The 12,755-nt window shown below is 65.4% G+C and carries 15 protein-coding genes; 7 read left to right on the top strand and 8 right to left on the bottom strand.

The window, feature by feature from the left end; all coding sequences use genetic code 11:
• The first annotated feature begins 28 nt into the window (after window positions 1-28).
• Together pdxA and rsmA are read left to right on the top strand one after the other, a co-directional pair.
• A complete protein-coding gene (gene pdxA, locus SCD90_RS04190) occupies window positions 29-1,033 on the top strand; it encodes a 4-hydroxythreonine-4-phosphate dehydrogenase PdxA (protein ID WP_319843384.1) in 1,005 nt (334 codons plus the stop codon).
• The gene (gene rsmA, locus SCD90_RS04185) at window positions 1,030-1,881 is read left to right on the top strand and encodes a 16S rRNA (adenine(1518)-N(6)/adenine(1519)-N(6))-dimethyltransferase RsmA (RefSeq protein WP_319843383.1); all 852 of its coding nucleotides are present in this window, start codon (window positions 1,030-1,032) and stop codon (window positions 1,879-1,881) included. Before pdxA ends, rsmA begins: the two co-directional genes overlap by 4 nt.
• Here the strand turns inward: rsmA and gmk are convergent, their stop codons facing one another.
• The 8 genes from gmk to SCD90_RS04145 form a co-directional block, all read right to left on the bottom strand.
• Complete coding sequence (gmk, locus tag SCD90_RS04180; protein WP_319843382.1) at window positions 1,882-2,547, bottom strand: guanylate kinase; 666 nt, start codon at window positions 2,545-2,547, stop codon at window positions 1,882-1,884. It abuts the gene before it with no gap.
• Entirely contained in the window at window positions 2,544-3,431 is an 888-nt protein-coding gene (locus tag SCD90_RS04175; RefSeq protein WP_319843381.1) for a YicC/YloC family endoribonuclease, read from the bottom strand. Before SCD90_RS04175 ends, gmk begins: the two co-directional genes overlap by 4 nt.
• A 22-nt stretch (window positions 3,432-3,453) precedes the next feature.
• Window positions 3,454-4,653, bottom strand: a complete 1,200-nt coding sequence (gene mltG, locus SCD90_RS04170; RefSeq protein WP_319843380.1) for an endolytic transglycosylase MltG — start codon at window positions 4,651-4,653, stop codon at window positions 3,454-3,456.
• 70 nt (window positions 4,654-4,723) lie between these two features.
• Window positions 4,724-5,986 (bottom strand): beta-ketoacyl-ACP synthase II, encoded by a 1,263-nt coding sequence (fabF, locus tag SCD90_RS04165; RefSeq protein ID WP_319843379.1) that lies wholly within the window; start codon window positions 5,984-5,986, stop codon window positions 4,724-4,726.
• A gap of 50 nt (window positions 5,987-6,036) precedes the next feature.
• Window positions 6,037-6,273 carry an acyl carrier protein gene (locus tag SCD90_RS04160; RefSeq protein WP_319843378.1) on the bottom strand — a complete coding sequence of 79 codons (237 nt, stop codon included), beginning with the start codon at window positions 6,271-6,273 and terminating at the stop codon, window positions 6,037-6,039.
• Between the two features lie 230 nt (window positions 6,274-6,503).
• Entirely contained in the window at window positions 6,504-7,241 is a 738-nt protein-coding gene (gene fabG / locus SCD90_RS04155; RefSeq protein ID WP_319843377.1) for a 3-oxoacyl-[acyl-carrier-protein] reductase, read from the bottom strand.
• Window positions 7,242-7,252: 11 nt separating this feature from the next.
• On the bottom strand, window positions 7,253-8,188 hold the full coding sequence (gene fabD, locus SCD90_RS04150) for an ACP S-malonyltransferase (RefSeq protein ID WP_319843376.1): 936 nt from the start codon (window positions 8,186-8,188) through the stop codon (window positions 7,253-7,255).
• A 120-nt stretch (window positions 8,189-8,308) separates the two neighbouring features.
• Window positions 8,309-8,581: a hypothetical protein gene (locus SCD90_RS04145; protein WP_319843375.1), complete on the bottom strand. Its 273-nt coding sequence runs from the start codon at window positions 8,579-8,581 to the stop codon at window positions 8,309-8,311.
• Between the two features lie 378 nt (window positions 8,582-8,959).
• Here SCD90_RS04145 and rpsF point away from each other — a divergent pair, with 378 nt between their 5' ends.
• The 5 genes from rpsF (at window position 8,960) to SCD90_RS04120 (ending at window position 12,716) form a co-directional block, all read left to right on the top strand.
• Complete coding sequence (rpsF, locus tag SCD90_RS04140; protein ID WP_319843374.1) at window positions 8,960-9,412, top strand: 30S ribosomal protein S6; 453 nt, start codon at window positions 8,960-8,962, stop codon at window positions 9,410-9,412.
• Complete coding sequence (rpsR, locus tag SCD90_RS04135) at window positions 9,409-9,657, top strand: 30S ribosomal protein S18 (RefSeq protein ID WP_319843373.1); 249 nt, start codon at window positions 9,409-9,411, stop codon at window positions 9,655-9,657. The genes rpsF and rpsR overlap by 4 nt, the downstream gene beginning before the upstream one ends.
• A 103-nt stretch (window positions 9,658-9,760) precedes the next feature.
• On the top strand, window positions 9,761-10,732 hold the full coding sequence (locus SCD90_RS04130) for a DUF2232 domain-containing protein (RefSeq protein ID WP_319843372.1): 972 nt from the start codon (window positions 9,761-9,763) through the stop codon (window positions 10,730-10,732).
• A gap of 32 nt (window positions 10,733-10,764) precedes the next feature.
• A complete protein-coding gene (gene rplI, locus SCD90_RS04125) occupies window positions 10,765-11,313 on the top strand; it encodes a 50S ribosomal protein L9 (protein ID WP_319843371.1) in 549 nt (182 codons plus the stop codon).
• 155 nt (window positions 11,314-11,468) lie between these two features.
• On the top strand, window positions 11,469-12,716 hold the full coding sequence (locus tag SCD90_RS04120) for a cyclopropane fatty acid synthase (RefSeq protein ID WP_319843370.1): 1,248 nt from the start codon (window positions 11,469-11,471) through the stop codon (window positions 12,714-12,716).
• Window positions 12,717-12,755 lie beyond the last annotated feature (39 nt).

Below are 12,755 nucleotides of genomic sequence, written 5' to 3'. Positions count from 1 at the left end.
TGGAAGCGCGTCACAGGGAAGTCGCGGCATGAGCGCCCCTCTCGCTCTCACGATGGGAGAGCCGGCAGGTATAGGCCCCGAGCTTGCGCTCAAGGCGTGGGTTGACCGCCAGGGCTCTCATGTTCCGCCCTTCGCCATCCTGGCGGACCCTGACCATCTGGCGACCTTATCCAGGCAACTCGGCCTGGCGGTACCCATCGCCGTCACCGAGGCCGACCGAGCGCAGGAACTCTTCCCGCTGGCCCTGCCGGTGATCCCGCTCGACATGGCAGTGCTGGCAGAACCCGGCATCCCCAATGCCGCAGACGCTCCGGCGGTCATCGAATCCATCCGGCGCGCCGTGGAACTGACCTATGCCGGCAAGACCTCGGCCGTGGTTACCAATCCCATCGCCAAGGCGCCGCTGCTGCGTGTCGGCTTTCCCCATCCCGGGCACACCGACTATCTGGGCGTTCTGGCGGAACAGCGCGGCGGCCCATCCATACCGGTGATGATGCTGTGGTGCGAGGATCTGGCCGTGGTGCCGGTGACGGTGCATATCCCGCTGGCCGCCGTGCCGGCTGCGCTCACGACCGACCTCATCGTCCAAACGGCCCGCATCGTGGCTGCTGACCTGCGCACGCGCTTCCATGTCCGCAAACCCCGGATCGCCGTGGCAGGCCTCAACCCGCACGCGGGTGAAGAGGGCGCGATAGGCCTTGAGGATCGGGACATCATCGAGCCGGCGGTCCAGGCGCTTGTTCAGGAAGGCATAGCGGCGTCGGGGCCCTTTCCGGCCGACACCCTGTTCCACGCCGCCGCACGCGAGAATTATGACGTGGTGCTCGCGATGTACCATGACCAGGCGTTGATCCCGATCAAGACGCTGGCGTTCGACCGGGCGGTGAACGTCACCCTCGGCTTGCCGTTTGTCCGGACATCGCCCGACCATGGCACGGCTTTCGACATCGCGGGCCAGGGCCGTGCAGATCCGTCGAGCCTGATCGCAGCGCTCAAACTGGCGGCAAAGCTCGCGGCGCGGCAGGCCTTGTGAGCGCGATAGACGATCTCCCCCCGCTGCGCGACGTTATCCGGCGACACGAATTGTCGGCGCGGAAGAGTCTTGGCCAGAACTTCCTGCTCGACCTGAACCTGACAGCGCGCATCGCACGCGCATCGGGCCCTCTCGAAGGCGTCGAGGTTCTAGAGGTTGGACCCGGCCCCGGCGGGCTGACCCGCGGCCTCCTCGCCATGGGCGCAAAGCGCGTCGTCGCCATTGAGAAAGACAGTCGCGCCGTGGCCGCCCTTGCCGAGGTGGCGGAACACTATCCCGGCCGCCTCGAAGTCATTGAGGGTGACGCGCTGGCGCTGGATGCGTCGCAGCATTTCAGCGGGCCGGCACGCGTGGTGGCGAACCTCCCCTACAATGTGGGCACCGCGCTGCTGATCGGCTGGCTGACAGGGCCATGGCCGCCCTGGTGGGGATCACTGACGTTGATGTTCCAGCGAGAAGTCGCGGAGCGCATCGTGGCGCAGCCGGGTTCCGAGGCTTACGGCCGGCTGGGCGTGCTCGCCGGCTGGCGCACGGAAGCCCGCATCCTGTTCGACGTTCCCCCGTCCGCCTTCGTGCCTCCGCCGAAGGTCACCTCGTCCGTCGTTCATCTCGTGCCAAGATCCGAACCGCATCCGTGCCGCGCGCGCGACCTTGAACAGGTGACGCAGGCGGCGTTTGGGCAGCGCCGGAAAATGCTCCGGCAGAGCCTGAAGGGCGTGTTCCGTGATCCTGTCGCAGCGCTGACGGCGTGCGGCATTCAGGAGACGCGGCGGGCGGAGGAGATCGGTGTGGAGGGCTTTGCGGCCCTCGCGCGGCTGCTTGAGGCGGAACGTGCCCGTTCCCTGTGATCAAGCCCGGCTCAGGTCTCGCAGATCATCCAACAACCCGTCGACGAAGCTGTTGATATCCTGTGGATAGACCCGCTTCAGCCGCTCCGCCGTGAGGATGGAGCGCAGGCGGTCGAAGCTCTTCTCGAGGTCGCGGTTCACCAGCACGTAATCGTATTCCGTCCAGTGCGGGATTTCCTCGGCCGCATTCCCCAGCCGGCGCCGGATCGTCTCCGCGGAATCCTCGGCACGGCGCTCCAGACGCGCCTTCAGCTCGGGAGCGGACGGCGGCAGCACGAACACGCTGATCACATCGGGGCTCAGGCTGCTCGCGCGCAATTGCTGCGTGCCCTGCCAGTCGATGTCGAACAGCACGTCATGACCTTCGCAAAGCGCCTTCTCGACCGGCTCACGGGGCGTTCCGTAGAAATTGCCGTGCACCTCGGCCGACTCCAGTAGCTCACCCGACTCCCGTAGCCGCTCGAACTGGCGGCTGCTGATGAAGTGATAGTGCACCCCATCGATCTCGCTCGGACGGCGCTCGCGCGTCGTCACCGAGATCGAAAGAACCACATTCTCCTCCTTCTGGAGGAGGTTACGGGTCAGGGTCGTCTTGCCGGCACCCGAGGGCGAAGACACGACCAGCATGATGCCCCTGCGGGCAATCTCTACGCGTTCGGCGATCATTCGACGTTTTGCACCTGCTCGCGGAATTGTTCAACGACCGCCTTGAGTTCGAGGCCAATCGCCGTGAGCGCGATGTCGTTCGACTTGGCGCAAAGGGTGTTCGTCTCGCGGCTGAACTCCTGGCAGAGGAAGTCCAGACGGCGGCCGACGGCCTTCCCCTCGGCAAGCAAGTCCCGCGCTGCCTGCAGATGGGCTCCGAGCCTGTCCAGTTCCTCGCGGACATCGGCCTTGCTGGCCAGAAGGATCGCCTCCTGATGAAGTCGGTCCGTATCCAGCGCGGGCGCCGCGCCAAGCAGCGCCGTTATCTGCTCGGCAAGCCTGGTGCGGATGGCTTCCGGCTGCCGCGCCGGCAAGGCATCAGCCGCGCGTGCAAGTTCGCTCATGCTCGCGAGCCTTTGCTGGAGCACCGCCTGCAACGCTCTGCCCTCCTCGGCCCGAGTGGCCTCCAGACCGTCGAGGACCTCGCCCAAGGTGCCGAGGATCGCCGAGAACTCCGCCGCATGCGCTTCGGCATCGACCGACGGCTCAACCACATCGACAAGGCCGCGAATTCCCAGCAGCCCGTCCAGCGATGGCGGCGTGGCGTCGATCCTTGTCTTCAGCACCAGAAGCGCGGCTTCCACGGATTGCAGGACGGCTTCGTTGACCTGCAGCCTCGGCGCCAATCCTTCGCGGGTGAGGCTGAGCCCCGCCTGGCAGGTGCCGCGGGTGAGGCGCTCCGCAATTGCATTTCGCGCTTTCGCCTCAAGGTCGTCGAAGCCTGCCGGAACCCTGACGCGGATGTCGAGGCCGCGCGCGTTCACCGTCTTCAGCTCCCACGTCCAACGCGCGCCGTTCAGCGCCCCGTCGGCGCGGGCAAAGCCCGTCATACTCGACAGCGTCATGGCCTGCCCTTCAGTGTCGGTGTCAAGGCCGGCTGGCGGCGGGGTTTGCGCGAGGCGCAGCCGCTGCGGGTGCACCGGCTGGTGCTTGCGGCACGGCATCGGGTGCCGCACGATCATTGTCAGTGCTGCTCGCAAGGCTGCGCCACCGTGCAACATTCTTCTGATGCTCGGCATAGCTCGGCGCGAATGCATGCCCGCCGGTTCCGTCCGCAACGAAGTAGAGATCGTTCGTCTGCAGAGGGTTCGCTGTGGCTTCCAGCGAAGCACGGCCCGGATTGGCGATGGGGCCGGGCGGCAGTGAAGGTATGGTGTAGGTGTTGTAGGGCGTCGGGCGCAGGATCTCGCTCTTCAGGATGGGGCGCCCAAGGGTGCCCTTCCCGCCAACCAGGCCGTAGATGATGGTGGGGTCCGACTGGATCCTCATCCGCTTCTGCAGGCGGTTTGAGAAAACCGAGGCCACGCGTGGGCGTTCGCTCGCGACTCCGGTCTCTTTCTCCACGATGGAGGCAAGCGTCACCAGTTCCTGTGGCGTCTTCACGGGGATCGATGGATTGCGGCGCGACCAGACATCCGCGAGCAGCTTCGTATGTGCGGCAGACATCCGCTGGAGAAGCGCCTCGCGGGTGGTGCCGCGAACGATTTCATAGGTTTCCGGCAGAAGGGTACCCTCCGGCGGCACGTTCCGCACGGTGCCGGTGAGGAGTTCCTCCTGCTCCAGCCTCTGCACGATCTGCATCGAGGTCAGCCCCTCGGGGATGGTGACCGTATATGCCACCACCTTGCCCGAGGCGATCATGCCCACGATCTGGCTCATGCTCGCACCCGCCGGCAACGCATACTCGCCGGCCTGCATCTTTCCGCGATTGCCGGTGAACTGGACGCCCAGGATGAACGCGGTCTCGTTGTCGATCGCCTTCGCGGCAGACAGCCGCTCCGCCACGTCACGTAAGCCCGAGCCCTTCGGGATGACGACAGTCGTCTGCTCTTTGAGAGGGCCGGGACGATTGTAGTCCCTGACCCCGTAATGAGCGACCGCAAAGGCGGCGAGGAGAGCGACCGTGAGCAGCGTCAGGAAGATGCTGGCGCCGGTTACGAAGCCGCCCCGGCCCTTGCGCGTGCGCCGGCGGTCGCGGGCGGCACGGCCTTTTCGGGGCTGCGCGGCCGGTTCGTCGTTCGCCGAAGGAGGCGCGAGATCGTCCCGTGGATCCTTGTCGTCAATCATCGCTGACCAGTCACCTCAAGGTTCCAGACCCAGGCATGGGTCTTCGCGACCAAATGCGGCGAAAGACCGATCAGTCCTGATAGCGCCTGAACACCAGCGAGGCATTCGTGCCTCCGAACCCGAAGGAGTTCGACAGGACGACATTGATCTCCCGCTCCCGCTTCACGAGCGGGACCAGATCGATCGCCGTTTCCACGGAGGGATTTTCGAGATTGATGGTCGGCGGTGCGACATTGTCACGGATCGCAAGAACCGAGAAAATCGCTTCCACGGCGCCTGCAGCACCGAGCAGATGGCCGATCGCCGACTTGGTCGACGACATCGAGATGCGGCCGGCCGCGTTGCCCACGAGGCGCTCCACCGCGCCAAGCTCGATCTCGTCTCCGAGAGGCGTCGAGGTGCCGTGCGCGTTGATGTAGTCGATGTCGGAAGGCTGAATGCCGGCGCGCTTGAGCGCGGCGCTCATGGCACGATAGGCACCGTTGCCGTCCTCGGTCGGTGCGGTGATGTGGAACGCGTCGCCCGACATGCCGTAACCGATGACTTCGGCATAGATCTTGGCGCCGCGGGCCTTGGCATGCTCCAGCTCTTCCAGGACCACGGCACCCGCGCCCTCGCCCATGACGAAGCCGTCGCGCCCGCGGTCATACGGGCGTGATGCCCGCTCCGGAGTGTCGTTGAAATTCGTGGAAAGCGCCTTGCATGCGGCGAACCCCGCGAGCGAGAGACGACCGATCGGCGATTCCGTGCCGCCGGCAACCATCACATCGGCATCGCCGAGAGCAATGATCCGGGCAGCGTCGCCAATGGCGTGCGATCCTGTCGAACAGGCCGTGACCACGGCATTGTTGGGACCGCGGAGACCGTGCCGGATCGACACATATCCGCCGGCAAGGTTGATCAGGCGTCCCGGAATGAAGAACGGGGAGATGCGGCGGGGACCCTTTTCCCGCAGCGTCAGGGCCGCGTCGGCGATTCCCTCGATACCGCCGATGCCGGAGCCGATCATCACGCCCGAAGCGCACTGATCTTCTTCGCTTTCGGGATGCCAGTTTGCGTCGTCCAGAGCCTGGCCTGCAGCCCCCATAGCGAAGACGATGAAATCATCGACCTTGCGTTGTTCCTTGGGCTCCATCCATTCGTCAGCGTTGAACTCGCCCTCGGACGAACCACGCGGAACATTCGCAGCGATCTTGCAGGGCAGATCGGAGGTCTCGAATTTCTCGATCTTCCGCGCGCCGCTCTTGCCTTCCAGCAGGCGCTGCCAGGTCAGCTCCGCGCCGCTGGCCAGCGGCGAAACCATTCCGATTCCGGTAACGACGACCCGTCTCATCAAAACCTCTGCGGGAAGCGCCTTGAGCGCTTCCCGTTACTCGTTGGAACTCAGGCGACGTTCTTCTCGAGGAAGCGCGTCGCGTCGCCGACCGTCAGAATGGTCTCGGCCGCATCATCCGGGATCTCGACGCCGAACTCTTCCTCGAAAGCCATCACCAGTTCGACGGTGTCGAGGCTGTCCGCGCCCAGGTCGTCGATGAAGCTCGCATTGTCCGTGACCTTCTCGGCGTCCACGCCAAGATGCTCCACGACGATCTTCTTAACCCGGTCGGCAATGTCGCTCATCGCTCATTCCTTAAACAAACTTCGTTGAAACCCGCCGCCACAGAAATCGGCCTGAGCCGCCCCCCGATCGGGCTTACGATGGTTGTGCCCGTTTAGCTGACCAGCCCGCGGAATGCCACCGCGGCTCCTGTGTCAGCGTATTCCCCAAGGCCCAAATCGCGGGTCGATTAACACACTTATTCTGCATTGACCACAAGCCGCCACACACGGGGCGAACCGGCGGCGAAAGGTCAGATCATGGCCATTCCGCCGTTCACATGCAGCGTCTGGCCGGTCACGTAGGAGGCCTCGTCGCTGGAGAGATAAACCACTGCGGCCGCAATGTCAGCGCCCGAGCCAAGACGTGCGGCCGGCACACGGCCGATGATGGCTTCCTTCTGCTTCTCGTTCAGCGCATCCGTCATGGGCGTCTCGATGAAGCCCGGCGCCACGCAGTTCACCGTCACGTTGCGGCTCGCGACTTCTTGGGCCAAAGCCTTCGACATGCCGATCATGCCGGCCTTCGACGCGGCGTAATTGCCCTGCCCCGGATTGCCGGTGACGCCGACGATCGAGGTGATTCCGATGAGCCGGCCGCTGCGGCGCTTCATCATGCCCCGCATGGCGGCGCGATAAAGCCGGAAGCCTGCGGTCAGGTTCACCGCCAGGACCTGGTCCCACTCCTCATCCTTCATGCGCATGAAGAGGTTGTCGCGGGTGATTCCCGCGTTGTGGACGACGATGTCGAGCCCGCCGAGTGCACCCTCTGCCTCGCCGGCAAGAGCATCCACGGCGGCTGCGTCCGAAAGGTTGCAGGGGACGACATGGCTGCGTTCGCCGATTTGCGAGGCCAGTTCCTCCAGCACCTCGCGGCGGGTTCCCGACAGGGCCACGTGAGCGCCCTGTGCGTGAAGCGCGCGGGCGATCTCGCCACCGATTCCGCCCGTGGCGCCGGTAACGAGCGCCTTCTTGCCGGTCAAATCGAACATGATTGTCCTCCTCAGGCGCTGAACGCCGCGATATCCTCTGGGGTACCGACCGAACTGGCGGTGGCACCGTCGGCAATGCGCTTCACAAGGCCAGCCAGGACCTTGCCCGACCCGACCTCGACGAAGCGCGTAACGCCATTCGCCGCCATATAGGCCACGCTTTCGCGCCAGCGAACGGTGCCCGTGACCTGCTCCACCAGCAATCGGCGGATTTCGAAGGGGTCCGTCACGGCGGAAGCGGTCATGTTGGCGACGACGGGCACCACCGGGGCGCGCACATCCGCCTCGGCCAATGCCTCACGCATGCGCTCGGCAGCCGGTGCCATCAGGGGCGAATGGAAGGGTGCGGAAACCGACAGAAGGACGCCGCGCTTCACGCCACGAGCCTTTGCGATTTCGATGGCCCGCTCGGCGGCAGCCTTATGGCCTGATACGACCACCTGCCCGCCGCCATTGTCATTCGCGACGCTCAGCACATCCTCACCCGCAGCCTCGCGCGCGATTTCGGCGGCCTGCTCGGGATCGGTGCCGATGAGAGCCGCCATGCCGCCGGCGCCCACGGGCACCGCCTGCTGCATGGCTTCGCCGCGAATCCGCAGCAGCCTTGCGGCATCCGCCACGGAGAGGCTGCCGGCGGCACACAGGGCGGAATATTCGCCGAGCGAATGCCCGGCGACATACTTTACCTGAGAGGGGAGATCCAAACCGCGCTCGGCCTCCAGCACCCGCAGTGCCGCGATGGACACCGCGAGGAGCGCCGGCTGCGTGTTGGCGGTCAGCGTCAGCTGGTCCTCCGGACCGTTCCACATGATGTCCGAGAGCTTCTGCCCGAGTGCGGCGTCGACTTCATCGAAGACCGCGCGGGCCACGGGAAACGTCTCGGCGAGCGCGCGCCCCATGCCGACCTGCTGGCTGCCCTGCCCCGGAAACACCAATGCGATCGCCATGTCTGCCCTCGTCATATGTTCGGGCGCGCAGAGACACGCGGGCGCATGGAAGTGTCAAGGCAGCTCAAAAGAAAAGGCCGCCCCGAAGGACGGCCTCTTTGCTTGTTGCCTTGCAGGCGATCAGCGGTTCTGGCGGCCATTGGCCTGCTGGAAGTAGATCGGGTCCGAGGTGCGCGGGCCATTTGCATTGGTGTTCTGCGCCGCCACGCTTGGCTGCTCAGCAAGCTGCGGCGCGCCGACGGCGGAGGAACGGCCTTCCTGCAGGACAGCGGCGGGACGCTGTGCGTCACGGATGCCTTCCTGGATACGGCTGACATCCGTGGAGTCGGCGAGAGCCGCGCCGGCCGAAAGAGCAAGGGCGCCGGAAAGGATAAGGGTGCGAGCGAGGTTCATGTCATATCTCCTGACAGCGTGTGGGGCGGTACGCCCGGTGGTGGCGGGCGGCACACCCTCGATGGGAGGCGTCGTCCTTGCACCGTGAGATATGTATCGTTTGCTACTCATCAAGGTGCTGTGTCTGCCCGGCGTTCATTGCAGCCATGCACGGAACGAGTGCGGTGCCCGCCTTGTATTCCCGGCGGCTTCGCGTATAAGCACCCGCTTCGTGATGCCTCGGCCGGGGGCTGAACGGACGGTCGCGCATGCGCGGCAGGGTTTCCTGGAAACCCGTCGTCCCGTGTCTCCGCCTTCGAGAGTGGTTCGAGCCTTTCCGGGCTTGAAGGGCTCAGCGCCGGGCGGGCATCCGACAACCGAAGGAAAGGCTCAACATCCATGCCTCTGTACGAGCATGTATTCTTGACGCGCCAGGACCTCACGACCCAGCAGGTCGAAGAGCTCGTGGAGCAGTACAAGACCGTCATCACGGACAATGGCGGCGAAGTCGGCAAGACGGAATATTGGGGCGTGAAGAGCCTCGCATTCCGCATCGCCAAGAACCGCAAGGCGCATTACTCGCTCATGAACATCACCGCCCCTCCGGCGGCTGTTGCCGAGCTTGAGCGCCTGCAGAAGATCAACGAGGACGTGCTTCGCGTGCTCACCATCCGCGTCGAAGAGCACGAGACCGAGCCGTCGGCCGTCATGCAGCGCCGCGACCGCGACGAGCGCGAGCGCAGCGAGCGTGGCGACCGTCCGCCGCGTCGTGAGTTCGACGACCGTCCCCCCCGTCGCGAAGAGCGCACCGAAGCGGTTGCGGCTGCCGAGGTTGAAGGAGAAGACGCATGAGCACCTCTTCCGCAGCCGGCGCACGCCGTCCGTTCTTCCGCCGCCGCAAGACCTGCCCCTTCACCGGCGCGAACGCACCCAAGATCGACTACAAGGACGTGAAGCTCCTGCAGCGCTACATTTCCGAGCGCGGCAAGATCGTTCCCTCGCGTATCACTGCGGTCTCGCAGAAGAAGCAGCGTGAACTGGCCCGCGCCATCAAGCGCGCCCGCTTCCTCGGCCTGCTGCCCTACGTCATCAAGTGATGATCCGGCGGTTCCGGACCCTTCGTCCGGAACCGCCACCTTACTCAAGGTTGGGGCGGCTTTGACCGGCCTCTAACCGCTCAAAGCGGGACAGCTTGCGGACATGATTTTCCTCATCGTCGGCCTCGCGGCCGGTGCAGCATCGGCAACGCTCAGCCTCTCCCTGCTCTCGGGATCGATGCTGGCCGTCCTGCTGTTCATGTTCGCGCCGCTCCCAATTCTCATCGCCAGCATGGGCTGGAATCATCGCGCCGGCCTCGTCGGTGCGGCTGCCGCGTCTGCGATGCTCCTGGGCGTCGCGGGCTTCGAGACAGCACGCGGCTACGCCCTGTCCATCGGACTGCCTGCCTGGTGGCTGGGTTATCTGTGCCTGCTCGCCCGCCCTCGCGGTGAGCGCCAGGAAGACGGCGTCGATTGGTATCCCATCGGACGGCTGGTCTTGTGGACCGCGGCTGTCGGCGCGGCTCTCGTGCTCATGACCATTCTGCTGGCGGGCTCCATCACCGAATACCGCGAGATGCTGAAGGTCATGTTCGAGACCTTCCTCCGGCAGGAGACCGGCACGGCGGCGGATGCACCCATCGTCCTGCCGGGAGGCGGGGATCCTGCGCGCCTGGCGGAGCTTGCGGTGATCGCGCTCCCGCCGCTGGGTGCCGCCGTCTGGACCGCGAACACCTTGTTCAATCTCTGGGTGGCCGGCCGCGTGGTGCGGGCGTCGTCGCGGCTGGCGCGCCCCTGGCCCGAACTGCCGATGCTGACGCTTCCCGGGCTCGCGCTCCCGGCCTTCGCACTGTCGATCGCGGGCGCCATGGTGCCGGGCGTTGGCTTCTGCTTCGGCATCATCGCCTCGGCTCTTGCCGTCGCCTTCTCCATCCAGGGCCTTGCCTGCCTGCATGCGGTGAGCCGCGGCATCAGCGGGCGCGGCCTCCTTCTGACGGGCACCTACCTCCTGCTCGCGGTCCAGACCTGGACCCTCGTCTTTCTCGCCATTCTCGGCATTGCGGAACAGATGTTCCAGCTCCGCAGCCGGGCCGCCGATCGGGCAGCGCGGCGCAAGCCACCTTCCCGCAACTGACATCACAACAAGAAAACTGAACGGAGAATATTATGCAGGTCATCCTTCTCGAGCGCATCGCAAAGCTCGGCCAGATGGGCGAAGAAGTCCGCGTCAAGGACGGTTACGCCCGCAATTTCCTGCTTCCGCAGGGCAAGGCGCTCCGCGCCAACAACGACGCACGCGCCCGTTTCGAGCGTGAGCGTGCTCAGCTCGAAGCCCGCAACCTCGAGCTTCGCAGCGAGGCGGAGAAGGTCGGCGAGCAGCTGAACGGACAGCGCGTCAGCGTCATCCGCCAGGCGGGCGAAACGGGCCAGCTCTACGGTTCGGTGTCGGGCCGCGACGTTGCCGACGCCCTGACCGCCGCCGGCTTCAGCGTTGGCCGCCAGCAGGTGGTGCTGCACATCCCGATCAAGACGATCGGCCTGCATCAGGTCGAGATCACGCTGCATCCGGAAGTCAACGTGACGGTCACCGTCAACGTCGCACGCAGCGCCGTCGAGGCAGAGCGCCAGGTGCAGGGTGAAGACCTCACCCAGCGCGCCGAGGAAGTTGCGTTCGAGACCTATGTCGGCGAGGACGAAGGTCGCGGCGAAGCCTGATCTGTCACAACATCGCTTGCGTACGCCCGGCCCTTGAGCCGGGCGTACGTCGTTCTAAGCATTGCATCCGTATTTATCCGGAGTCCTAATCAGCCATCGGGATGTTTCAGGACTTCTGACACCTGCGGTCGGAAGCTCCGGACATGGAGATGCCGATGGCCATGCTTCTGGAATCCATGATGCGCCACGCGATCCGCCGCGGATCGCTCGATGTGATTACCCACGATGGCAAGCGGTTCCGCACCGGCGACGGGACTGGACCGGACCTCGCAATCCGCTTCACCGATGCTGCCGCGCAACGTGCCTTGCTCCGCAACCCGGACCTGGCGCTCGGCGAGCTCTACATGCTGGGCCGCCTCGTGGTCGAGGACGGGTCGGTCGCCGATGTCCTCGACCTGATGCTCGGCAACCTGCACGGGCGTCCCTACCCCGCAGCCTCGCGTGCAAGGGCACGGGTCCGCAAGCTGGTGCGGCAATGGCGGCAGATGAACCGCGGCGCGCGTTCAAGGCGGAACGTGGCGCATCACTACGATCTCGACCGGCGCCTCTACGACCTCTTCCTCGATGCGGACCGGCAGTATTCCTGCGCCTATTTCGAACATCCGGGACAAAGCCTCGACGACGCGCAAATGGCCAAGAAGCGGCACATCACCGCCAAGCTCGCGGTGGAGCCGGGGCATCGGGTGCTCGACATCGGCTGCGGCTGGGGCGGCTTGGGCTTGTACCTGGCGGAGCAGGCCGGCGCGGATGTGACCGGCATCACGCTGTCGGAGGAGCAACTCGCAATCGCCCGCGGCCGCGCGCAGGAGCGTCATCTCGACCGACACGTCGATTTCCGGCTGGAAGACTACCGCAACACGAGGGGCAACTTCGACCGCATCGTCTCCGTCGGCATGTTCGAGCATGTCGGGGTCGGCTTCTACGAGACCTACTTCCAGCAAAGCGCTCGCCTGCTGGCGCCGGATGGCGTGATGCTGATGCACACCATCGGCCGCATCGACGGGCCGGGCTCGAACAATCCCTGGGTGGAAAAGTACATCTTCCCCGGCGGCTACATCCCGGCCATGTCAGAGATAACGGCATCCATCGAGCGCTCCGGCCTGATCGTCACGGACGTCGAGGTGCTGCGCCTTCATTATGCCGAGACGCTGAAGGCCTGGCGCGAGCGTTTCATGGCACGTCGCGAGGAAGCGGCCGCGCTGTACGACGAGGCGTTCGTGCGCATGTGGGAGTTCTATCTCGCCGGCTCCGAGGCCTCCTTCCGCTGCGGCGACATCGTGGTATTCCAGGTTCAGCTGGCGAAGAGGATCGAGACCCTGCCGATCACCCGCGGCTACATCGCGGAGCGTGAACAGGATCTCCGAAGACGGGAGGCCGTGCCGCTTCGTCTCGCGGGAGAGTGAGTCAAGAGGCCATGCGCCGCCTTGCGCTTAAAGCTGTGA

The organism is Terrihabitans rhizophilus (assembly GCF_033898525.1).
In the GTDB taxonomy this organism is placed as follows: domain Bacteria; phylum Pseudomonadota; class Alphaproteobacteria; order Rhizobiales; family Methylopilaceae; genus Flaviflagellibacter; species Flaviflagellibacter rhizophilus.
This window is presented reverse-complemented; position numbering and strand designations above follow the sequence as displayed.